General features: G+C 67.7%; 16 protein-coding genes and 1 tRNA gene. 11 read left to right on the forward strand and 6 right to left on the reverse strand.

Annotation, left to right across the window (positions count from 1 at the left end):
* Positions 1–109: 109 nt before the first annotated feature.
* The 5 genes from hrpA to MMB92_RS31595 all read left to right on the forward strand — a co-directional run bounded on the left by hrpA (position 110) and on the right by MMB92_RS31595 (position 7,956).
* On the forward strand, positions 110–4,030 hold the full coding sequence (gene hrpA, locus MMB92_RS31575) for an ATP-dependent RNA helicase HrpA (protein WP_277563176.1): 3,921 nt from the start codon (positions 110–112) through the stop codon (positions 4,028–4,030).
* Between the two features lie 189 nt (positions 4,031–4,219).
* Entirely contained in the window at positions 4,220–5,209 is a 990-nt protein-coding gene (locus tag MMB92_RS31580) for a beta-propeller fold lactonase family protein (protein WP_006482513.1), read from the forward strand.
* A 16-nt stretch (positions 5,210–5,225) separates the two neighbouring features.
* Positions 5,226–6,200: a sterol desaturase family protein gene (locus tag MMB92_RS31585; protein WP_006482516.1), complete on the forward strand. Its 975-nt coding sequence runs from the start codon at positions 5,226–5,228 to the stop codon at positions 6,198–6,200.
* Between the two features lie 116 nt (positions 6,201–6,316).
* Positions 6,317–7,144: an EI24 domain-containing protein gene (locus MMB92_RS31590; RefSeq protein WP_006478362.1), complete on the forward strand. Its 828-nt coding sequence runs from the start codon at positions 6,317–6,319 to the stop codon at positions 7,142–7,144.
* Complete coding sequence (locus tag MMB92_RS31595) at positions 7,141–7,956, forward strand: molybdopterin-binding protein (RefSeq protein ID WP_006482515.1); 816 nt, start codon at positions 7,141–7,143, stop codon at positions 7,954–7,956. Before MMB92_RS31590 ends, MMB92_RS31595 begins: the two co-directional genes overlap by 4 nt.
* Positions 7,957–8,072: 116 nt before the next feature.
* Here MMB92_RS31595 and MMB92_RS31600 read toward each other — a convergent pair whose 3' ends face one another.
* Complete coding sequence (locus tag MMB92_RS31600) at positions 8,073–8,540, reverse strand: rhodanese-like domain-containing protein (RefSeq protein ID WP_006496791.1); 468 nt, start codon at positions 8,538–8,540, stop codon at positions 8,073–8,075.
* A 406-nt stretch (positions 8,541–8,946) separates the two neighbouring features.
* Between MMB92_RS31600 and glnA the strand changes: the two genes are divergently transcribed.
* From glnA to MMB92_RS31620, 4 genes are all read left to right on the forward strand, one after another.
* The gene (glnA, locus tag MMB92_RS31605) at positions 8,947–10,362 is read left to right on the forward strand and encodes a type I glutamate--ammonia ligase (protein ID WP_006482510.1); all 1,416 of its coding nucleotides are present in this window, start codon (positions 8,947–8,949) and stop codon (positions 10,360–10,362) included.
* A 161-nt stretch (positions 10,363–10,523) separates the two neighbouring features.
* On the forward strand, positions 10,524–11,666 hold the full coding sequence (glnL, locus tag MMB92_RS31610) for a nitrogen regulation protein NR(II) (RefSeq protein WP_006482511.1): 1,143 nt from the start codon (positions 10,524–10,526) through the stop codon (positions 11,664–11,666).
* A gap of 37 nt (positions 11,667–11,703) precedes the next feature.
* Complete coding sequence (ntrC, locus tag MMB92_RS31615; protein ID WP_012492714.1) at positions 11,704–13,230, forward strand: nitrogen regulation protein NR(I); 1,527 nt, start codon at positions 11,704–11,706, stop codon at positions 13,228–13,230.
* An 88-nt stretch (positions 13,231–13,318) separates the two neighbouring features.
* On the forward strand, positions 13,319–15,427 hold the full coding sequence (locus MMB92_RS31620; protein ID WP_006482548.1) for a prolyl oligopeptidase family serine peptidase: 2,109 nt from the start codon (positions 13,319–13,321) through the stop codon (positions 15,425–15,427).
* Between the two features lie 19 nt (positions 15,428–15,446).
* Here MMB92_RS31620 and xth read toward each other — a convergent pair whose 3' ends face one another.
* On the reverse strand, positions 15,447–16,223 hold the full coding sequence (xth, locus tag MMB92_RS31625; RefSeq protein WP_034201544.1) for an exodeoxyribonuclease III: 777 nt from the start codon (positions 16,221–16,223) through the stop codon (positions 15,447–15,449).
* A gap of 184 nt (positions 16,224–16,407) precedes the next feature.
* Between xth and MMB92_RS31630 the strand changes: the two genes are divergently transcribed.
* A tRNA-Met gene (locus MMB92_RS31630) sits at positions 16,408–16,484 on the forward strand.
* Between the two features lie 97 nt (positions 16,485–16,581).
* Here MMB92_RS31630 and MMB92_RS31635 read toward each other — a convergent pair.
* The gene (locus MMB92_RS31635; RefSeq protein WP_277563175.1) at positions 16,582–17,385 is read right to left on the reverse strand and encodes a hypothetical protein; all 804 of its coding nucleotides are present in this window, start codon (positions 17,383–17,385) and stop codon (positions 16,582–16,584) included.
* Positions 17,386–17,680: 295 nt separating this feature from the next.
* Positions 17,681–18,373, reverse strand: a complete 693-nt coding sequence (locus MMB92_RS31640) for an aspartate/glutamate racemase family protein (protein ID WP_060265366.1) — start codon at positions 18,371–18,373, stop codon at positions 17,681–17,683.
* Positions 18,374–18,524: 151 nt separating this feature from the next.
* On the opposite strand from MMB92_RS31640, the gene dinB reads away from it, so the two are divergent.
* Positions 18,525–19,700, forward strand: coding sequence for a DNA polymerase IV (dinB, locus tag MMB92_RS31645; protein WP_006482551.1), 1,176 nt, complete (start codon positions 18,525–18,527; stop codon positions 19,698–19,700).
* Positions 19,701–19,759: 59 nt separating this feature from the next.
* Here the strand turns inward: dinB and MMB92_RS31650 are convergent, their stop codons facing one another.
* Positions 19,760–21,847: a M3 family metallopeptidase gene (locus MMB92_RS31650; protein ID WP_060265364.1), complete on the reverse strand. Its 2,088-nt coding sequence runs from the start codon at positions 21,845–21,847 to the stop codon at positions 19,760–19,762.
* Positions 21,848–22,091: 244 nt separating this feature from the next.
* The gene (gene folD / locus MMB92_RS31655) at positions 22,092–22,952 is read right to left on the reverse strand and encodes a bifunctional methylenetetrahydrofolate dehydrogenase/methenyltetrahydrofolate cyclohydrolase FolD (RefSeq protein WP_006482550.1); all 861 of its coding nucleotides are present in this window, start codon (positions 22,950–22,952) and stop codon (positions 22,092–22,094) included.
* Positions 22,953–23,012: the final 60 nt, after the last annotated feature.

A 23,012-nucleotide genomic window follows, 5' to 3' on the forward strand; every position in this document is an offset into this window, starting at 1 on the left:
CGGCGCGCGCCAGCCGGCCGCGAAGGGCGCGCCCCAGGCAACGGGCGAGCGCGCCCCGCGCCGCGAGCGTCCGCCGCGCGCCCCGGTCGCACCGAATCCCGTTCCGCCGATCACGTACCCGGAAAGCCTGCCCGTCTCGGGCAAGCGCGACGAGATTGCGCGCGCGATCGCCGATCATCAGGTCGTGATCGTCTGCGGCGAAACCGGCTCGGGCAAGACCACCCAGTTGCCGAAGATCTGTCTCGATCTCGGCCGCGGCCTCGGCGCCGGCGGCACGGGCCTGATCGGCCATACGCAGCCGCGGCGCCTGGCCGCCTCGTCGACCGGCCGCCGGATCGCCGAGGAACTCGGCACGCCGTTCGGCGAGGTGGTCGGCTACAAGGTGCGCTTTACCGACAATCTCGCGCCGGGCGCGTCCGTCAAGCTGATGACGGACGGCATCCTGCTCGCGGAGACGCAGACCGACCCGTTGCTGAAGGCGTACGACACGCTGATCATCGACGAGGCGCACGAGCGCAGCCTGAACATCGACTTCCTGCTCGGCTATCTGAAGGAAATCCTGCCGAGGCGGCCGGACCTGAAGCTGATCGTCACGTCCGCGACGATCGACGCCGACCGCTTCGCGCGCCATTTCGGCACCGACGCGCGCCCCGCGCCCGTGATCGAGGTGAGCGGGCGGCTGTATCCGGTCGAGATGCGCTACCGCCCGGTGGCCGAGGATCGCCCGGCCGTGAAGAACGCCGAAGGCACGGGCGGCCGCGACCGCGTGAAGACCGCGCGCGAAGCCGAGCGCGACCTGATGGACGCGATCGTCGACGCGGTCGACGAGCTGTGCCGCGAAGGCCCCGGCGACGTGCTGGTGTTCCTGCCCGGCGAGCGCGAGATCCGCGAGGCGGCCGAGGCGCTGCGCAAGCACCATCCGCCGCATACCGAGATCCTGCCGCTGTTCGCGCGGCTCTCGGCGGCCGACCAGGACAAGGTGTTCAAGGCGTCGAACGCGCGCCGCATCGTGCTCGCGACCAACGTGGCCGAAACCTCGCTGACGGTGCCCGGCATCCGCTACGTGGTCGATACCGGCCTCGCGCGCGTGAAGCGCTATTCGTACCGGAACAAGGTCGAGCAGCTGCAGGTCGAGTCGATCTCGCAGGCGGCCGCGAACCAGCGCGCGGGCCGCTGCGGCCGCGTGGCCGACGGCGTCTGCATCCGCTTGTACGAGGAAAGCGACTACCAGGCGCGCGCGCGCTTCACCGACCCGGAAATCCTGCGCTCGTCGCTCGCGTCGGTGATCCTGCGGATGAAGTCGCTGCACCTGACCGCGATCGAATCGTTCCCGTTCCTCGAGCCGCCGCCCGGCCGCGCGATCGCGGACGGTTATCAACTGCTGAACGAACTCGGCGCGGTCGACGACGACAACGCGCTGACGCCGCTCGGCCGCGAGCTCGCGCGCCTGCCGCTCGACCCGCGCGTCGGCCGGATGATTCTCGCCGCGCGCGACCAGCAGTCGCTGCGCGAGGTGCTGATCATCGCGAGCGCGCTGTCCGTGCAGGACCCGCGCGACCGCCCGATCGAAGCGCAGGAGCAGGCCGACCAGGCGCACCGCCGGTTCGCCGACGAGCGCTCCGAATTCCTGCAGTGGCTGAAGATCTGGGCGTGGTTCGAAGAGGCCGTCGCGCACAAGAAATCGAATCGCCAGCTGATCGATGCATGCCGGCAGAACTTCCTGTCGCACCTGCGGCTGCGCGAGTGGCGCGACGTCCATTCGCAGCTGCTGACGGTCGTGCGCGAGCACGGCTGGCGGCTCAACGAAGTCGAGGCCACCTACGAGCAGATTCATCTGGCCCTGTTGACGGGCCTGCTCGGCAACCTCGGGATGAAGGCCGACGACGATCCGCATTACCTCGGCGCGCGCGGCATCAAGTTCTACCTGTGGCCGGGCTCCGCGCTCGCGAAGAAGGCCGGCCGCTGGGTGATGGCGGCCGAACTCGTCGAGACGAGCCGGCTGTACGCGCGCTGCCTCGCGAAGATCGAGCCCGAGTGGGTCGAGAAGATCGGCGCGCACCTGCTGAAGAAATCGCTGTCGGAGCCGCACTGGGAAAAGCGTCCGGCGCAGGTCAGCGCATTCGAGCGCGCGACGCTGTACGGGCTGCCGATCTACCACCGGCGGCGCGTCGCGTTCGGCAAGCAGGACCCGGCGCGCGCCCGCGAGCTGTTCATCCGCGGCGCGCTGGTCGAAGGCGAATTCGACACGAAGCTGCCGTTCTTCGCGCACAACCGCAAGCTGCTCGCCGACATCGAGCAGCTCGAGCACAAGTCGCGCCGTCAGGACGTGCTGGTCGACGACGAACTGATCTACGCGTACTACGACCATGCGATTCCGGAAGGCATCCACACGGGCGCCGCGTTCGAGCGCTGGTATCGCGACGAGGTGAAGAAGGGCGGCCAGGCGGAGGACAAGCAGCGGCTGCTGTACCTGTCGCGCGACGACCTGATGCGTCACGAGGCGGCCGGCGTCACGACCGACCTGTTCCCGAAGCGCGCGACGATGGCGGGTGTCGAAATGGCGCTCACCTATCACTTCGAGCCGGGCACGCCGCGCGACGGCGTGACGCTCGCGGTGCCGCTCTTCGCGCTGAACCAGGTCGACGCGCGCCGCTGCGAGTGGCTCGTGCCGGGGATGCTGAAGGAAAAGGTCCAGTTGCTGCTGAAGTCGCTGCCGCAGAAGCTGCGCCGGCACTGCGTGCCGCTGCCCGAATACGCGGCCGGCTTCGTCGAGCGGATGGGCCGCGAGCGCTTCGGTGCGGGCGGGCTCGTCGAGGCGCTGATCGCCGACGTGCGCGGCGAGACGCAGGTCGCGATGAAAACGGCCGACTTCAAGCTCGAGACGCTGCCCGCGCACCTGTTCATGAACTTCAAGGTGATCGACGAGCACGGCCGCCAGCTCGCGATGGGGCGCAATCTCGCGCAGCTGCGCCAGGAGCTGGGCGCGCAGGCGCAGCAGCAGTTCCAGAAGATCGCGGCGGCGTCGACGATCGCGACCGGGGGCGACGCCGACGCCGGTCACGCGCTCGGCCACGCGTCCGCGTCGGCTGCCACGCCCGCGGTTGCCGCTCGCGGCGCGAAGGCCGGCAAGGGCGCCGCGCCGCAGACGACCGTCCCGGCGGAAACCGGCGCGACCGCGCTGTACGAAAACCTGACGACGTGGAATTTCGGCAAGCTGCCCGAGTTGCTGGAAATCCGCCGGCGCGGCCAGACGCTGTACGGCTATCCGGCGCTCGTCGACCGCGGCACGCACTGCGACGTCGAGGTGTTCGATTCGCCGGAGGAGGCCGCGCGCATTCACCGGGCCGGCTTGCGGCGGCTGTTCGCGCTGCAGCTGAAGGAGCCGATCAAGTTCCTAGAGAAGAATCTGCCGGGCCTGCGCGAGATGGCGATGCAGTACATGTCGCTCGGCACGCAGGACGAACTGCGCGACCAGCTGATCGACACGGCGCTCGACCGCGCGTGCCTGCAGGATCCGCTGCCCGACGACGACGCGAGCTTCCACGCGCGCCGCGACGAGGGCCGCAGCCGCCTGAACCTGCTCGCGCAGGAAATCGCGCGGCTCGTCGGGCAGATCCTGGCCGAATACGCGGGGCTCGTGAAGAAGCTCGCGCAGGCGAAGCCGTTCGCGCAGGCGCATGCGGATCTGCAGCAGCAACTGGCTGCGCTGGTCGGCAAGCGCTTCGTGATCGACACGCCTTACGCGCAGCTTGCGCATTTCCCGCGCTACCTGAAGGGCATCGCGCTGCGCATCGACAAGCTGAAGGCCGATCCGGCACGCGACGCGAAGCAGTCGGCCGAGCTGCTGCCGCTCGCCCAGCAGTACCAGCGCGCGGTGTCGCAGCGCGGCGGCGTCGCCGATGCGCGGCTCGCGGAATTCCGCTGGCTGCTCGAGGAATTGCGGATTTCGTTGTTCGCGCAGGAACTGCGCACGCCGATGCCGGTCTCTGTCAAGCGTCTGCACAAGGTCTGGGAGTCGATGCAGCGCTAGCGCGGCATCGGTCGACCGCGTCCGCCCCGGCGGCTGGCCCTGGCTGCCCCGGCCGGCCGCACGGCGCCTGCCGCGGCGGCGCGTCCGGCAGGCGGGGCGTGCGGCGAAGCGGCGCAATACCGGCATGGGTCAACCGGAGGGGCCCGCCGAACGTTCTACAATGACTGCTGTTCCACGACGTGAGTCTTCATGCGCACTTTCCTTTCCCTCGGCCGCACGCTCGCGCTGGCCGCCGCCGTACTGGCGCCCGCCGCCCACGCGAATAACGTGATCGTTCTCAACTCGGCCGAAGCGACGCTTTCCCTGATCGACCAGCAGACCCGCGAAGTCGTTTCCACGATGCCGACCGGCAAGGAACCGCACCATTTGATGGCGACGCCCGACAATGCGTCGCTGATCGTTGCAAATTCGGTCTCGAACAGCCTGATGTTCCTCGATCCGAAGACGGGCAAGCTGCAGCGCACCGTCGAAGGGATCGACGATCCCTACCAGCTCGGCTTCTCGCCCGATCGCAAGTGGTTCGCGGCGGCCGGCCTGCGGCTCGACCGCGTCGACATCTACGGCTACGACGGCCGCGACCTGAAGCTCGTGAAGCGCGTGCCGCTCGCGGTGATGCCGAGCCACCTCGCGTTCACGAAGGACAGCAAGACGCTGCTCGTGTCGCTGCAGGTGTCTGGCGAGATCGCGGCGATCGACCTGCCTACGCAGACGGTCAAATGGAAGATGAAGGTCGGCAAGGTGCCGGCCGGCCTGTGGCTCACGCCGGACGACAAGTTCCTGCTCGTCGGGATGACCGGCGCGGATTACGTCGCGGTCGTCGACTGGCGCAACCAGAAGGTCGTCAAGCAGATCTACACGGGCAAGGGCGCGCACAACTTCCGTTCGCTCGCCGACGGCACGCACGTCGCGGTGACCAACCGCGTCGCGAACACGATCAGCATCATCGACGAGAACACGCTCACCAACGTCGGCGACATCACCGGCCTGCTGCCGGGCCCGGACGACATGGAGCTGTCCGCCGACAAGAAGACGCTGTGGGTGACGTTCCGTTTCGCGAAGAAGGTCGGGATCATCGACCTGGCGTCGCGCAAGCTGGTGCAGACGATCGCCGTCGGCCGCTCGCCGCACGGCATCTACTTCTACGACCGCGCGCCGTGGAAGGCCGCGAACGGCGCGTGACGGGCGGAGGCGAACGATGCTGCACCTGATCGATGCGTTCGTGTCGGACATCCAGACCTGGCTGTACGTCGATGTCGTGCAGCCGCTCCTCTTCAAGTTCAACCTGATGGACTATGACGAGGACACCTACGACGCGCTGTACTGGGTGATCATCGGCGCGCTGCAGATGGTGCTGATGTTCGCGCTGCTGCGCCCGCTCGAGGCGCTGCTGCCGGTCGAGCGCTGGAAGAACCGCCGCGCGGTGCGGGTCGACGTGATCTACACGGCGATCTCGAAGCTAGGCATTTACACGCTGTTCTTCTTCTTCGCGCTGCAGCCGGTGTTCGACAGCTTCCAGGCGTGGCTGCGCCTGCACGGCGTCGCGAACGTCAACCTCGACTATCTGTGGCCGGGCGTGACGTCGCAACCGATCGTCGCGTTCGCGATCTACCTCGTCGTGCTCGATTTCGCCGGCTACTGGTATCACCGCTGGCAGCACAAGTTCGGTATCTGGTGGGAGCTGCACGCGGTCCATCACAGCCAGCGGCAGATGTCGCTGTGGTGCGACGACCGCAACCACCTGCTCGACGACGTACTGCAGTCGTGCTTCTTCGCGGCGATCGCGCTCGTGATCGGCGTGACGCCGTCGCAGTTCGTCGTGCTGACCGCGGTCACGAACTTCCTGCAGAGCATTCAGCACACGAATGCGCGGCTGTCGTACGGCCGCATCGGCGAGCGCCTGCTCGTCAGCCCGATCTTCCATCGCCGCCACCATGCGGTCGGCTACGGCCACGAAGGCACCAAGTACGGCTGCAACTTCGGCGTGCTGTTCCCGTGGTGGGACATGATGTTCGGCACCGCGTCGTGGAACCGCACGGTCGAGCCGACCGGCATCCGCGAGCAGGTCGAGGGCGTGTCCTATGGCGACGGCTTCTGGTCGCAGCACGGCCTGGCGTTCGTGCGGATCTTCCGGCGCCTGTTCCCCGCCAAGCGCGGCGCGGCGTCGGCCTGACCCGATCCGGCCGTTCTCCCGTTGAACGACTTTCCCACGCGGCCCGCATGCGCTTTGGCGCATGCGGGCCGCGTGGTTTATCCTTTCCCCGTTTTTCTCCATCGATACAGGTCCGCATGAACGACTTGCTGCGTTCCTTCGTCCGGGCGCTCGCCAGCGCGTTGCACCCGCGCATGCTGTGGCTCACCCTGATGCCGTTCGTCGTCTCCGCGCTGCTGTGGGGCGCCGTGCTGTGGTTCTCGTGGCAGACGCTGCTGGACCTCGCGCGCGGCGCGCTCGACGGCTTCGTGCTGACGGCCATGCTGTATCGCGCGTTCGACGCGATCGGCATGTCGCAGCTGCATGCGGTCGTCGCGCCGTTCGTGGTCGTGTCGCTCGCGATTCCGCTGATCGTGCTGACCGTGCTGCTGCTGATCGCGACGATCTCGATGCCGGTCGTGATCAAGCACCTTTCGAATCGCCAGTTCGCGGCACTCGAAGCGAAGCGGGGCGGCACCTTCTTCGGCAGCGTAGTCAATTCGCTCGGCGCGGCGATCGTCGGCGTCGTGCTGCTCGTCGTCACGATCCCGCTATGGCTGATTCCGCCGTTCTTCGCGCTGCTGCCGCCGGTGATCTGGGGCTGGCTCACGTACCGCGTGATGACCTACGACGCGCTCGCGCTGCACGCGAGCCGCGACGAGCGCCGCGCGCTGGTGCGCCGGCACCGCTGGCCGCTGATCGGCATCGGCGTCGCGACCGGGCTGCTCGGCACCGTGCCGACCTTCGTGTGGGTCTCGTCGGTCTGGATGATGGTGCTGTTTCCGTTCGTCGCGGCCGCCATGATCTGGGTTTACGCTTTCATCCTCGTCTTCTCGGCGCTGTGGTTCGGGCACTACTGCCTGCGCGCGCTGGAAGACCTGCGCGCCAGCGCGCGCGCCACCGCAATCGACATGGGGCAGGCATGAGCATCGGCATCATCATCATCGGCGACGAAATCCTTTCGGGCCGCCGGCAGGACAAGCATCTGGCGAAGGTCATCGAGTTGCTCGGCGCGCGCGGCCTCGCGCTCGACTGGGCGGAATACGTCGGCGACGATCCGGCGCGCATCACCGCGACGCTCGCGCGCGCGATCGCGTCGGGCGACATCGTGTTCTCGACGGGCGGCATCGGCGCGACGCCGGACGACCATACGCGCCAGTGCGCGGCCGCCGCGCTCGGCGTGCCGCTCGCGCTGCATCCGGAAGCGAAGGAGCTGATTTCGGAGCGGATTCGCGAAACGCACACCGATCCGGCCACGCCGGTCGACTTCGAGTCGCCGGAGAACCAGCATCGCTTCAACATGGGCGTGTTCCCGGCGGGCGCGACGATCATCCCGAACGGCTACAACCGGATTCCCGGCTTCTCGGTCGGCGATCTCCATTTCGTGCCGGGCTTCCCGGTGATGGCGTGGCCGATGATCGAATGGGTGCTCGATACGAAGTACGCGCATCTGCATCACGCGACGCCGCATGCGGAGCGCTCGCTGTACGTGTTCGAACTGCCGGAATCGACACTCACGCCGCTGATGGAGAAGATCGAGCGCGATTTCCCGGGCGTGCGCGTGTTCAGCCTGCCGAGCGTGGGCGACGCGGAGCGCGGCGGCATCTACGCGCGCCGGCACATCGATCTCGGCGTGAAGGGCGAGCCGGAAGCGGTCGCGGCCGCGTTCGTGAAGCTGCGCGAAGGCGTGCATCTGCTCGGCGGCGACGTCGTCGAGCCCGACACGCCGCGCCCCTGAGCGGCCTGCAACGCGGCAATGCCAAAAGCAACGGGCCGCGCAACGCGGCCCGTCATCGGCATGTCATCGCCCGGCTCGACGATGAGGCTGTCGCAACCGGCGGGTGCGGCGCGCGCTCAGGCGCCGATCCACGGCAGTTTGCGGAAGCACCAGCCGTCGACCGTCTTGCGGTGGCCTTCGGCGTCCTTCGCGCCCTCGAAGCCTTCGAGCAGGTCGAACGCCTTCGTGTAGCCGGCCTGCGCGGACGCGACCGCAGCGAGCTTCGAGCGCGCGGCGCTGCGGCACAGGAACAGGATCGGCGTATCGGCGGCCGGGAGGGCCGCCTTCAGTTCGTTGACGAATTCGGCATTCGGCACGCCGCCCGGGTAGCGCGTCCATTCGACGTGCAGGTACTGGCCGTCGCCGACGAGCGGGCGGCCGATCCAGTCCAGCTCGGCGCGCGTGCGCACGTCGACGAGGCGCGCCGACGGGTCGAGCTGCAGCAGTTCGAATGCCTCGACCGGCAGCAGCGCGCCGGCGTAGTTGAGCGCGCCTTGTGCGCGGCGTTCGTCGGCCTTCGCGTAAAGCTGGTCGAGCGTACTCATGGCAGGGAGTCTCCGTATCGGTCAAACGATCATTCTAGCGCGGCGGCACGGCACGGACGTCCGCGCGACCTGCGGCGCACGCGCGGGCCACGGATTCACCAAAAGAGTGCAGAATGGCGCGCATGCACCAGAATGATTCGGACGCGCCGCCGCATCCCGCGGATTGCACCAATGCGGTGCGATGTCGTCGGCGTCGGTGCGGCCCCGAGCCCTGCAATTGCGCAGGCGAGCCCCGCTGCGGCGCGGGACGGCGCGATCCGCGTCGGTTTTGCGATGGTTGGCACGGAAGCTGCTATATAGAATTCGGTCGAATCGGGGCGCGCTGCGCCAAAAGCAAGACCCCGGTCAGCTCGATAAACGAGGCGGTTCCCAGTCCGCCGGAATTGTTCAATCAGGAGAAGAGGTTATGAGTAAAACCGTCGCCGACGTCATGCAGCTCGTGAAGGACGAGGACGTCAAGTTTGTCGATTTCCGCTTCACGGATACGCGCGGCAAGGAACAGCACGTGTCGGTGCCGGTTTCGGCGTTTGACGAAGACAAGTTCGAAAGCGGCCATGCATTCGACGGTTCGTCGATCGCGGGCTGGAAGGGCATCGAGGCGTCGGACATGCTGCTCATGCCGGACCCGAACGCTGCCTTCATCGACCCGTTCTATGAAGAGTCGACCCTCGTGCTGACCTGCGACGTGGTCGAGCCGGCCGACGGCAAGGGCTACGAGCGCGATCCGCGTTCGCTCGCGAAGCGCGCGGAAGCGTACCTGAAGAGCACGGGCATCGGCGACACGGCCTACTTCGGTCCGGAACCGGAATTCTTCATTTTCGACTCGGTCCAGTGGAACACGGACATGTCGGGCTGCTTCGTGAAGATCAACTCGGAAGAAGCACCGTGGTCGGCCGGCAAGGAATTCGAAGGCGGCAACACGGGCCACCGTCCGGGCACGAAGGGCGGCTACTTCCCGGTCGCACCGGTCGACACGTTCCAGGACATGCGTTCGGAAATGTGCCTGCTGCTCGAACAGCTCGGCATCCCGGTCGAAGTGCACCACCACGAAGTGGCGGGCCAGGGGCAGAACGAAATCGGCACGAAGTTCTCGACGCTGGTCGAGCGCGCCGACTGGACGCAGTGGTCGAAGTACATCATCCACAACGTCGCGCACTCGTACGGCAAGACGGCGACGTTCATGCCGAAGCCGGTCGTCGGCGACAACGGTTCGGGCATGCACGTTCACCAGTCGATCTGGAAGGACGGCCAGAACCTGTTCGCGGGCAACGGCTACGCCGGCCTGTCGGAACTGGCGCTGTTCTACATCGGCGGCATCATCAAGCACGCTCGCGCGCTGAACGCGATCACGAACCCGACGACGAACTCGTACAAGCGTCTGGTCCCGCACTTCGAAGCGCCGGTCAAGCTCGCCTACTCGGCGCGCAACCGTTCGGCATCGATCCGCATTCCGCACGTGTCGAACCCGAAGGGCCGCCGCATCGAAACGCGCTTCCCGGATCCGATGGCGAACCCGTACCTGTTGTTCTCGGCGCTGATGATGGCCGGCCTCGACGGGATCCAGAACAAGATCCATCCGGGCGAAGCAGCGGACAAGAACCTGTACGACCTGCCGCCGGAAGAAGATGCAAAGATCCCGACCGTGTGCGCGGGCCTCGACCAGGCGCTCGAAGCACTCGACAAGGATCGCGAGTTCCTGACCCGTGGCGGCGTGTTCACGGACAGCATGCTCGACGCATACCTCGCGCTGAAGGAGCAGGAGCTGGCGAAGTTCCGCATGACGACGCACCCGATCGAGTTCGAGATGTACTACTCGCTCTAATCGGCGATGGCGCTTCGATTCAGCGCCGTCATGCCGGTTCGTTCCCGCCGCGCGGCTTGCGGCGGGAGCGGCGGAGTCTGAAAGGGGACGGCGTCCAGCCGTCCCTTTTTTGTTCCGACGATTTTCATTTTCTGGCCCGTTGAGGCGCGACAAGCACGCAGATGGTTCTGAAGAATCTGATCAAGGCGAAAACGGGGCAGCCCGAACGACTGACGGACGACGAGCGGCTCTCGCGCTCGGGTCTGCTGGCGGGGCTCGAAGCGCTGCCGACGGTCGTGATCGTGCTCGACCGCAAGACGCTGCGGATCGCGTTCGCGAACCCGTCCGCGGAGGCGATGCTCGACATCTCGCGGCGGCAGCTCGCGCAGCGGCCGTGGGGCGAGATTTTTCCGAACGCGAACGAGCTGGCCTCGACGATCACCGCGATCGGCGAGGAACGCTTTCACGCGACGCATCTCGATACCGTGCTCGACCGGCCCGGCCGCGAACCGCTGCACGTGCATGCGATCGTCGGCTTCCTCGAGAACGCGCCCGATTTCGTGCTCGTCGAGCTGTTCGAGAACGAACGGCAGTCGCGCACCGATCGGGAAGAGCGCATCCACGACCTGACCGCGGTCAACAAGCAACTGATCCGCAACCTCGCGCACGAGATCAAGAACCCGCTCGGCGGCATTCGCGGCGCAGCCCAGCTGCTCGAATTCGAGCTGGGCGAGCGCGAGCGCGGCGAGTTGCGCGAATACACGCAGGTGATCATCAAGGAGTCCGACCGCCTGCAGACGCTCGTCGACCGGTTGCTGGAGCCGCACCGGCATCCGCACATCGTCGGCGACGTGAACATTCATGAAGTGTGCGAACGCGTGCGCGCGGTGATGCTCGCGGAGTTCCCGCGCGGGCTCACGATCGAGCGCGACTACGACGTGAGCGTGCCGGACCTGCGCGGCGACAAGGAGCAGTTGATCCAGGCGCTGCTCAACATCGTGCGCAACGCCGCGCAGGCGCTGCGCGAACGGATCGCGCAGGGCGACGCGAAGATCGAGCTGCGCACGCGCATCGCGCGCAAGGTGACGATCGCCAAGCGCCTGTACCGGCTGGCACTGGACTTGCACGTGATCGACAACGGGCCCGGCATTCCGGAAGAGATCCGCGACCGGATCTTCTACCCGCTCGTGTCCGGACGCGAAGACGGCAGCGGCCTCGGCCTCACGCTCGCGCAGACGTTCGTACAGCAGCACGACGGGATGATCGAGGTCGAAAGCCGGCCCGGACGTACCGAATTTCAGATCCTGCTGCCGCTCGACCATTGAGCGGCGACATTGCGATTCACCCATATCTGACCGACCTATGAAGCCGATCTGGATAGTAGACGACGACCAATCGATCCGCTGGGTGCTTGAAAAGGCACTCGCCCGGGACAGCTTCGCGACGAAGAGCTTCGCGAACGTGCGCGATGCGCTGGCCGCGCTCGACCACGAGACGCCGCAGGTGCTCGTGTCCGACATCCGGATGCCGGGCGGCTCGGGCCTCGAGTTGCTGCAGGCGATGCACGAGCGGCTGCCGGGCCTGCCCGTCATCATCATGACGGCGTTCTCCGATCTCGACAGCGCCGTCGCGGCGTTCCAGGGCGGCGCGTTCGAATACCTCGCGAAGCCGTTCGACGTCGACAAGGCGGTCGAGTTGATTCGCCGCGCGGTGGAAGAAAGCCTGCGCGGCGGCGCGCCGCAGGACGAGCGCGTGGCCGAGGCGCCCGAGATGCTCGGCCAGGCGCCCGCGATGCAGGACATGTTCCGCGCGATCGGCCGCCTGTCGCATTCGGCCGCGACCGTGCTGATCACCGGCGAATCGGGCACCGGCAAGGAGCTGGTCGCCCGGGCGCTGCACCGTCACAGCCCGCGCGCGAACGGCCCGTTCATCGCGCTGAACACGGCGGCGATTCCGAAGGATCTGCTCGAATCCGAACTGTTCGGCCATGAGCGCGGCGCGTTCACCGGCGCGCAGACGACGCGGCAGGGCCGCTTCGAGCAGGCCGAGAACGGCACGCTGTTCCTCGACGAAATCGGCGACATGCCGTTCGACCTGCAGACGCGCCTGTTGCGCGTGCTGTCGGACGGGCAGTTCTACCGCGTCGGCGGGCACAATCCGCTGCGCGCGAACGTGCGCGTGATCGCCGCGACACACCAGAATCTCGAGTCGCGCGTGCGGCAGGGGTTGTTCCGCGAGGACCTTTACCACCGGCTCAACGTGATCCGGCTGCGCTTGCCGCCGCTGCGCGAACGCAGCGAGGACATCGCGCTGCTCACGCGCCACTTCCTGCAGAAGAGCGCGCGCGATCTCGGCGTCGAGCCGAAGCGCGTGTCCGACGACGCGCTCGCGTACCTGACGTCGCTGCCGTTTCCCGGCAACGTGCGGCAGCTCGAGAACCTCGCGAACTGGCTGACCGTGATGGCGCCCGCGCAGACGGTCGAGATCAAGGATCTGCCGCCCGACCTCGTGCCGGCCGGCGCGCCCGTGGCGCCCGTCGTCGCGACGGGCGACGGTGCGGACGCGCACGGCAGCGGCGGCCATGTTGCAGCGGTGCCTGCCGCGATCGGCGCGACGCCGCTGGCCGCCGCGCCCGCCGCGAGCGCGCCGAACGGCAGCGTGCCGGCCGGCTACCCGTTGTGGGAGCACGGGCTGCGCACCGAAGTCGCGCGGCTGTTGCGCGAGAACTCGGCCGACGTGATGGACGAACTCGCGCGCCGCTTCGAGGCGGCCGTGATTCGCGAGGCGCTCGACTTCACGCGCGGCCGCAAGGTCGAGGCCGCGGAGCGGCTCGGCATCGGCCGCAACACGATCACGCGCAAGATCCAGGAGCTCCATCTGGAGCCCTGAGCACGATTCGCGGCAGGCGCGGGCCCGCGCCTGCCGCGATCGGACATAATCGCGGTTTGCATGCAGCTTGCCATTCCGCCGATCCTCCATGTCCGAATCCTTCCGCTGGCCCGCCGGGGCCGACCCGTTCCGTTTCCTCGAAGCGCTCGACAGCAAGCGCGCCCGCACGTGGGTCGACGAGCAGAATGCGCGTACGCGCGCCGCGCTGCGCGACGACGATGCCTATCGCGCGCTGACCGCGCGTCTCGCGAAAGCGTATCTGCCGCGTGAACGCCCGGTGATTCCGACCCGCTGGCGCGACTGGGCGTACGACCTGTGGCAGGACGATCTTCATCCGAAGGGACTGTGGCGCCGCACGCGCTGGGCCGACTGGCGTGCCGGCCAACCTGCGTGGGAGACGCTGCTCGACGTCGACGCGCTCGGCGCCGAAGAGGGCGAGTCGTGGGTGTTCGAGCAGGAGGCGATCCTGTATCCGGACGGCGATCGCGTGCTGCTGTCGCTGTCGCCGGGCGGCGCCGATGCGGTCGTCGTGCGCGAATTCGATCTCGTCGAGCGCCGGTTCGTGGACGGCGGCTTCACGATCGACGCGCCGGGCCATCATACGGTCGGCTGGATCGACCGCGACACCGTGTACGTGAGCTGGGATCGCGGCGAAGCGCATGCGACTGCAGCCGGCTATCCGTATGAAGCGCGGCGCTGGGTGCGCGGCACGGCGCTCGCCGACGCGCCCGTCGTGTTCAGCGGCGAGCCGGACGACATCAGCGCGGGTGCGTGGTACGACCCGATCGACCGCCGCCACGTTGCGTGGCGCAGCGTCGATTTCTTCGACGCGCACGCGTACCGGCTGACCGACGCGGGCGAATGGGCGCGCTACGACGTGCCGACGCATGTCGAGGTCGGGTTCTGGGAAGGCTGGCTCGTGCTGGAGCCTCGCCTCGACTGGGATTGCGACGGTGTGCGCCACGCGGGCGGCTCGCTGCTGGCGATTCGCGAGCAGGCGTTCCTCGCCGGCGCGCGCGAATTCACGACGCTGTTCGCACCGCGGCCGACCACGTCCGCCTGTACGTGGACGCACACGCGCACGACGCTGATCGCGAGCTGGCTCGACGACGTGCACAACCGTACGATGCTGTGGCAGCCGCGGCAGGCCGACGACGGGTCGTGGACGTGGGATGCGCGGCCGTTCGACTGGCCGGGCGATGCGCAGATCGACGTCGAGCCCGTCGAGTCGACGCTGAACGACGAGGTGTACGTCGACGTCGACACCTACCTCGATCCGCCCGAATGCTGGCTGGCCGATCTGGCCGATCGCGCGGACGATGCGCCGTCGCGCCGCGTGCTGCTCGACCGGCCGCCGGTGCAGTTCGACGCGGCCGGGCTGGTCGTCCGCCGCGCGAGCGCGCGTTCGCGGGACGGCACGGTGGTGCCGTACACGCTGATCGGGCCGCGCGATGCGCTCGACGCACCGCCGGGCGGGGCGCGCGTCGCGCGGCCATGCCTGCTGTCGGGCTATGGCGGTTTTGCGATCCCGAACCTGCCGGGCTACAGCGATGCGTTCGGCATCGGATGGCTCGAACGCGGCGGCGTGATGGCGTTCGCGCACATCCGCGGCGGCGGCGAATTCGGGCCGCGCTGGCACACCGACGCGCAGCGTGAACATCGCCAGCGTTCGTTCGACGATTTCATCGCGGTCGCCGAGGATCTGGCCGCGACCGGCGTGACGAGCGCCGCGCAGCTCGGGATCGAGGGCGGCAGCAACGGCGGGCTGCTGGTCGCCGCGTGCATGATGCAGCGGCCGGAGCTGTTCGGCGCGGTGCTGTGCCGCGTGCCGCTGCTGGACATGCAGCGCTATCCGAAGCTGCACGCGGGCGCCGCATGGCTCGACGAATACGGCGACCCGGACGATCCGCGCGAAGGCGCGGCGCTGGCCGCGTATTCGCCGTATCACCGGGTGCGCGAAGGGGTCGTGTATCCGCCGTTGTTGCTGACGACGTCGACCCGCGACGACCGCGTGCATCCCGCGCATGCGCGCAAGATGGCGGCGCGCATGCAGGCGCTCGGTCACGAACGGGTGTGGTACTGGGAGAACACCGACGGCGGCCACGGCAGCGCGGACGATCTCGAACGCGCGGAAGCCGATGCGGCCGAATTCGGCTTCCTGTGGGCCCATCTCGGGCCGGCGCCCGCGCGGCGCTGATCGCGCGCGGGCCCGAAGATCAGCCGACGATCGCGACGACGGGCGTGTGGTCGGACGGCTGTTCCCACGTGCGCGGCGTGCGATCGACTTCGCACGACGCGCAGGTCGCCGCGAGTTCCGGCGACAGCAGGATGTGGTCGATGCGCAGTCCCGCGTTGCGGCGGAATGCCATCATCCGGTAGTCCCACCACGTGAAGGTTTTCTCGGGCTGCTCGAAGCGGCGGAACGCATCGACGAAGCCGAGTTCGATCAGCTGCGCGAAGTGCGCGCGCTCCTGCGGCGACACGAGGTTCTGGCCTTCCCATTTCGCCGGATCGTGCACGTCGCGGTCTTCCGGCGCGATGTTGTAGTCGCCGAGCAGCGCGAGCTTCGGGTAGCGTTGCAGCTCGGTGCGCAGCCACGCCTGCAGCGCGTCGAGCCACTGCATCTTGTAGACGAACTTGTCGGAGTCGAGCGCCTGGCCGTTCGGGAAGTAGGCGGACACGATGCGCACGCCGTCGACCGTCGCGGCGATCACGCGCTGCTGCGGATCGTCGAAGCCGGGGATGTTGCGCACGACGTCCGATTCATCGACGACGAGCGTGTCGCGCACGAGGATCGCGACACCGTTGTAGGTCTTCTGGCCCGTGAACCAGCTGCGGTAGCCGGCCGCCTCGAGATCGGCGCGCGGGAATTTCTCGTCCGGCAGCTTCAGCTCCTGCAGGCACAGTACGTCGGTGCCGCTTTGCGCGAGCCAGTCGAGCACGTGCTGTTTGCGGACGTTGAGCGAGTTGACGTTCCAGGTTGCTATTTTCATGAACGGGAGGGGGCGTGCGGCGTGAATTTGGAGGCCGTCATCTTACCGCGAGCATGGGGTGCGAACGCACAAGGTCATGCGGGCTCGCGCATGTGTCACGCATCGCCGCTCGGGCAGCGGAACCGGAAATTGTGACAAAAGTATTGACGTGAGTACTTCCTCACCCTATAATTTATTTCTCTGACGCGGGGTGGAGCAGTCTGGCAGCTCGTCGGGCTCATAACCCGAAGGTCACAGGTTCAAATCCTGTCCCCGCAACCAAGCACACCAGACGATGTGCGGCGCAATTGACCGATGCGCACTTCGTCCACGAAAAACCCGGCTCCGTGCCGGGTTTTTTGTTTTCCGCGTCCGCCTGTTATTTCGGCGCGCCCGGGCTCCCGGGCAGGAAGCCGTTCTCGAGCTGATAGGTCGCCGTGTTGACCAGCGTGGCCCGTGCGTTCGGCGTGCCCGACAGCACCGCGCACTTGTCCTTCCCCGTATTCAGCCGGATCGACCGCTCGGTCGTCGGGTAGTCGACATCCTTCAGGTAGAAATGCGGCAGCGACGTCATGTAGCGCGCGTACGGCACGCATGGCCGCTGCATCGGGTCCTTCGACGCAGCATTGAACGGAAAGTATTCGTCGAACAGATAAGCCGAACTCGACAGGCCGCCCCAGTCCGCCGGCACCGCGATGCTGCCGGTCGGCGTCGTGGCGCCGGTGGCGACGTCCGTGATGAAACCGTCGACGGTCGAGCGCCCGTCGCTGCGATTGGCCTGCGTCACGGTCACCTGCAGCCGATAGGCATGGCCGGTTTCCCACGGGTAGGCGATCGAGCACGACGTGCCGGAACCGCCGTCGGCGCCGCCGCGGCAATTCGCCGACAGCGGCGCCGTGCCGGTGCCGAACGCGCTGAAGATCACCACGTTGGTGCCGCGGGTGCGCGGCTGGATGCCGGTGTACATCGCGTGCCCGCCATGTTGCGACGACAACTGGTTGGCCCAGTAGTAGCTGGCGTTGACCTCGGTCGGCACGACTTCAGGCGTGATGTCCCACGTCATGCGATCGAAGCCGTCGCTGGGCGTCGTGGCGGCCGATGCGGCGATATTCGGGTCGGCATGCGCGTTGAGCGTGGCCGACACGGCGAGCAGCGCGCCGAATACGGTGCTGAGTCTTTTCATGTTCCTGTTTCCCGTTGGTGGAAAAGAGACCGCGACGAGCAGCGTCGATTGCGGTGGCGCTGCTCGCGTACCAATTTGCAGTCACTTTATTACCAAGGGATAAGCCGCCGTGTCGACGCGTCCGTGTGAACCGGGGCGCGTGATGCGCGGGCCGTTCGTACCGGCCCGTGTGACGGGCGAGAGCAGGGCGTCGGGCGAGCCGCGACGCGTACGTCGGGAGAGTGAATCCCGGCGCACGAAACAATGCGGCGATGCCATTCGGCGACGCGTGTCGGTACGCGACGGCGTGTGTCGTTCAGCGCGCCGCCCACTCGACGGCCGCTTTCGCATGCAGCGCGGTCGTATCGAATACCGGCAGCGGCGAGTCGTCCGCACCGATCAGCAGCGTGATTTCCGTGCAGCCGAGGATCACCGCCTGTGCGCCGCGCGTGGCCAGTGCGTCGATGATCGACACGTACGTCGCGCGCGATTGCGCCGAGATGACGCCGTGGCACAGCTCGTCGTAGATGATCCGGTGCACGTCGTCGCGCCCGGGTTCGTCCGGCACCAGCACGTCGAGCCCGAACTTCTCGCGCAGCCGCGCCGCGTAGAACGGCAACTCCATCGTGTAGCGCGTGCCGAGCAGCGCGACGCGCTCGACGCCTGCGGCGCGCAGCGCGCTGCCGGTCGGATCGGCGATGTGCAGGAACGGCAGCGTCACCGCGGTCTCGATCGCGTCGTGCACCCGATGCATCGTATTGGTCGTCAGGACGACGAGGTCGGCGCCCGCTGCTTCGAGTTGCCGCGCGGCGTCGGCCATCCGCTCGCCGAGCGCGGCCCAGTCGTGCGTGCGTTGCAGCGCTTCGATGTCGGCGAAGTCGACCGTGACCAGCACGCTCTTCGCGTTGTGATGCCCGCCGTGCAATGCCTTCGAGTGCCGGTTGATCATCCGGTAGTACTCGGCCGACGATTCCCAGCTCATGCCGCCGATCAGTCCGATCGTCTTCATCCGTCACCTTTGCGTTTCGTGTCTCGCGGCAGACGAGTATAGGTGTCGCTGCCCGTGCCCGGCCGGTACGATCCGCACAAACCGGGCCGGTACGGCGCAGCCGGTTGCGCGTGGCCGGCTCCGGCCGCACGCGGCAGTTGAAACCGGCACTGTGTTTTTGTACAGTATCGGCACCGTGAGCCCGACCACCATTCCGCCTGCCGATCCGCACGCGCCGCCGCCCGGCGACGCGCCGCCGCGCATGCGCAAGATCATTCATTGCGACTGCGACTGCTTCTACGCGTCGGTCGAGATGCGCGACGACCCGTCGCTGCGCAACCGGCCGCTCGCGGTCGGTGGCCGTCCCGACCAGCGCGGCGTGATCGCGACCTGCAACTACGAGGCGCGGCGCTACGGCGTGCATTCGGCGATGTCGTCGGCGCTGGCGATGCGCAAGTGTCCGGACCTGCTGATCCTGCCGTCCGCGATGGACAAGTATCGCGCGGCGTCGCGGCAGATCATGGCGATCTATCGCGACTACACGCCGGACGTCGAGCCGCTGTCGCTCGACGAAGCCTATCTCGACGTCAGCGGGTCCGAACGTTGTCAGGGCAGTGCGACGCTGATTGCGCGCGAGATCCGCGAGCGGGTGCGCGAGACGGTCGGCGTAACCGTGTCGGCGGGCGTTGCGCCGAACAAGTTCATCGCGAAGATCGCGTCCGACTGGAACAAGCCCGACGGGCTGTTCGTCGTGCGGCCGCACGAGATCGATGCGTTCGTCGCGGCGCTGCCGGTGCGCAAGCTGCACGGCGTCGGCAAGGTGACGGCCACGCGGCTCGACCGGCTCGGCATCCAGACCTGCGCGCAGTTGCGCGATTGGCCGCTGATCGACCTGCACCGCGAGTTCGGCGCGTTCGGGCGGCGGTTGTACCAGCTGTCGCGCGGGATCGACGAGCGGCCGGTGCAGGCCGACCAGGAGCGCAAGTCGGTCAGCGTCGAGACGACCTACGTGACCGACCTGACGACGCTCGAGCAATGCGCGGACGAAATCCGCCGCCTCGTCGTGCAACTCGACGCGCGGATCGAGCGCGCGGGCGCCGTGCGGTCGATCCGCAAGCTGTACGTGAAGATCCGCTTCGCCGATTTCCAGCGCACGACGGTCGAGTGCGTGGCCGATGCGACTAACGCCGAGACGGCCGTCACGCTGCTCGCGAAGGGGTTGCTGCGGCGCGCGCAGCCGGTTCGGCTGCTGGGCGTCGGCGTGCGCATCGACGAGGACACGGCCGAGCGCCACGGGCAATTCCTGCTGTTCGACGACGAAGTGGGCGACGGCACGTCCGCGCCATGAAAAAGGCACCGCCGAAGCGGTGCCTGTCGATGCGGCCGGACGAGCCGGGCTACGCGCGCTCAGTGCGCGGACGCGGCCATCCCGTTGTGGCGCAGCAGCGCGTCGATCTGCGGCTCGCGGCCGCGGAACGCCTTGAACGATTCCATCGCTGGACGGCTGCCGCCGACCTCGAGGATTTCGCGGCGATAGCGCGTGCCGGTTGCCGCGTCGAGCACGCTGCCGCTGGCGGCGGCCGCTTCCTCGAACGCCGCGTACGCATCGGCCGACAGCACTTCGGCCCACTTGTAGCTGTAGTAGCCGGCCGCATAGCCGCCCGCGAAGATGTGGCTGAACGTGTTCGGCCAGCGCGAGAACGGCGCCTGCGGGATCACGTGATAGCGCTCGTTGATCTCGCGTGCGAACGCGGTCACGCCGGTGGTGCCGGCCGGGTCGAAGTCGACGTGCAGCAGCATGTCGAACATCGAGAACACGATCTGGCGCAGCGTGCCGAGCCCGCTCTGGAAGTTCTTCGCGGCGATCATCTTGTCGAACAGTTCGCGCGGCAGCGACGCACCCGTGTCGACGTGCGACGACATCGACGACAGCACGTCCCATTCCCAGCAGAAGTTTTCCATGAACTGCGACGGCAGTTCGACCGCATCCCATTCGACGCCGTTGATGCCCGACACGCCGAGCTCGTCGACGCGCGTGAGCATGTGGTGCAGCCCGTGGCCGAATTCATGGAACAGCGTGATGACTTCATCGTGCGTGAAGCACGCGGGTTTGCCGCCGACCGGCGCGGAGAAGTTGCAGGTCAGGTACGCAACGGGCGTCTGCACGTCGCCGCCGCGCTTCGCGCGCGACCGCGCGTCGTCCATCCACGCGCCGCCGCGCTTGCCTTCGCGTGCGTACAGGTCGAGGTAGAACTGCGCGACGAGCGAGCCGTCGCGGTTCTCGACGCGGAAGAAGCGCACGTCCTTGTGCCACACCGGCGCGTCGTCCGGCTTGATCCGCACGCCGAACAGCGTTTCGGTGACGGTGAACAGGCCCTTCAGCGCGGCCGGTTCCGGGAAGTACTGCTTGACCTCGTTTTCCGAGAACGCATAGCGCTGCTGGCGGAGTTTTTCGGCCGCGTACGCGACGTCCCACGGGGCGAGTTCGGCGAGGCCGAGCTCCTTCGCGGCGAACGTGCGCAGTTCGTCCCAGTCCTTGTCCGCGTGCGGGCGGGCGCGCGTCGCGAGATCCTCGAGGAATGCGATCACCTGCTGCGGCGATTCGGCCATCTTCGGCGCGAGCGACACTTCGGCGAAATTGCGGTAGCCGAGCATCTGCGCCTCTTCGCGGCGCAGCTTCAGCTCGTCGGCGACGATCGCCGTGTTGTCCCATTCGGCCTTGCCGTCGCCGTATTGCGGCCCGAGCTCCGACGCGCGCGTCGCATAGGCGCGGTAGAGCGTCTCGCGCAGCGCGCGGTTGTCCGCGTACTGCAGCACCGGGAAGTATGACGGGAAATGCAGCGTGAATTTCCAGCCTTCCTTGCCGTCCTTCTGCGCGGCTTCGCGGGCGGCCTCGATCGCGTCGCCGGGCAGGCCGGCCAGCTCGGCTTCGTCGTGGGCGAAGTACGCGTACGCGTTGGTCGCGTCGAGCACGTGATCGGAGAACGCCTTCGACAGCGCGGCCTGCTGTTCCTGCAGTTCCGCGAAGCGCGGCTTCTGGTCCTCCGGCAGCTCGGCGCCCGACAGGCGGAAGTCGCGCAGCGCATTGTCGAGGATCTTCTTGCGCTCGGCCGACAGCGTCGCGTATTCGGCGCTCGCGGCGATCGCCTTGTACTTTTCGTACAGCGCGAGATTCTGGCCGACGCTCGACCAGAATTCGGTCACGCGCGGCAGGTTTTCACCGTACGCAGCCCGCAGTTCGGGCGTGTCGGCGACCGCATTCAGGTGGCCGACCATGCCCCATGCGCGGCCGAGCGGCTCCGTGGCCCGCTCGACCGTCTCGACGACGGCGGCCCACGTCGACGGCGTGTCGCTCGCGCTCGCGGCTTCGACGGCGCGGCTGGCGGCATCGAGCAGCGTATCGAGCGCGGGCGTCACGTGTTCCGGGCGGATCTCGCCGAAACGGGGCAGGCCGGAGAAGTCGAGGAGCGGATTGGTGTTGGCGCTGGCGGACATAAGACTCCCTGTCTGTTGCCGGATGAACCGGGATGAAAAGGGTAACGGCGGCGGCGCGCGAACGCGCCCGATACCGACATTATTGGGGCGCATCGTGCGCTTTCCAATCGTTAGTTTCTAATGACGCGATTGATGCAGGGTCGGATGCGCAGCGGGGCGCGCCGGCTGGCGCGATGCAGCCGGGCGATTGCGGCTGGCGAGACACCGGCGCACGGAAGCGCGCGCCGGCTGGGCGGGTGGCGCGTCAGGCCGCGGCGGCCGCGGCGCGTTCGGCGGATTCGATCGTGTTGATCAGCAGCATCGTGATGGTCATCGGACCGACGCCGCCCGGCACCGGCGTGATGTAGCCGGCGACTTCCTTCACGCCCGCGAAATCGACGTCGCCGCACAGCTTGCCTGCGTCGTCACGGTTCATGCCGACGTCGATCACCGTCGCGCCCGGCTTTACCATGTCGGCGGTCAGGATGTTGCGCTTGCCGACCGCGGCGACCACGATGTCGGCCTCGCGCGTATGCGCGGCGAGGTCGCGCGTCTTGCTGTGGCAAATCGTCACGGTCGCGCCGGCGTCGAGCAGCATCATCGCCATCGGCTTGCCGACGATGTTCGAGCGGCCGATCACGACCGCGTTCGCGCCCTGCAGCGCAATGCCGTGCGCTTCGAACATCTTCATCACGCCGTACGGCGTGCACGGGCGGAACAGCGGCTTGCCGGTCATCAGCGCGCCGGCGTTCGCGACGTGAAAGCCATCGACGTCCTTTTCCGGCGCGATCGCCTCGATCACCTTGTGGCTGTCGATGTGCGCGGGCAGCGGCAACTGGACGAGGATGCCGTGGATCTTCGGGTCGCGGTTCAGTTCGTCGATGCGCGCGAGCAGGTCGGCTTCCGACAGCGTGGCCGGGTACGCATCCTTCAGCGAGAAGAAACCGTTGTCCTCGCACGCCTTGATCTTGTTGCGCACGTAGACTTCGCTCGCCGGATTTTCGCCGACGAGGATCACCGCGAGACCGGGCTGGTGGCCGCGGGCGGTCAGTGCGGCGGCGCGCTCGGCGGCCTGACCGCGCAGGGTCTTCGAGAGGGCGTTGCCGTCGATGAGGAGGGCTGTCATGGTGGTGGGTCCTGCCGGGAAGTTGGAATGCGGGCGTACGACGCGCGAAGCGCCGTAGCA

This window comes from Burkholderia sp. IO2, assembly GCF_029522185.1.
In the GTDB taxonomy this organism is placed as follows: domain Bacteria; phylum Pseudomonadota; class Gammaproteobacteria; order Burkholderiales; family Burkholderiaceae; genus Burkholderia; species Burkholderia cenocepacia.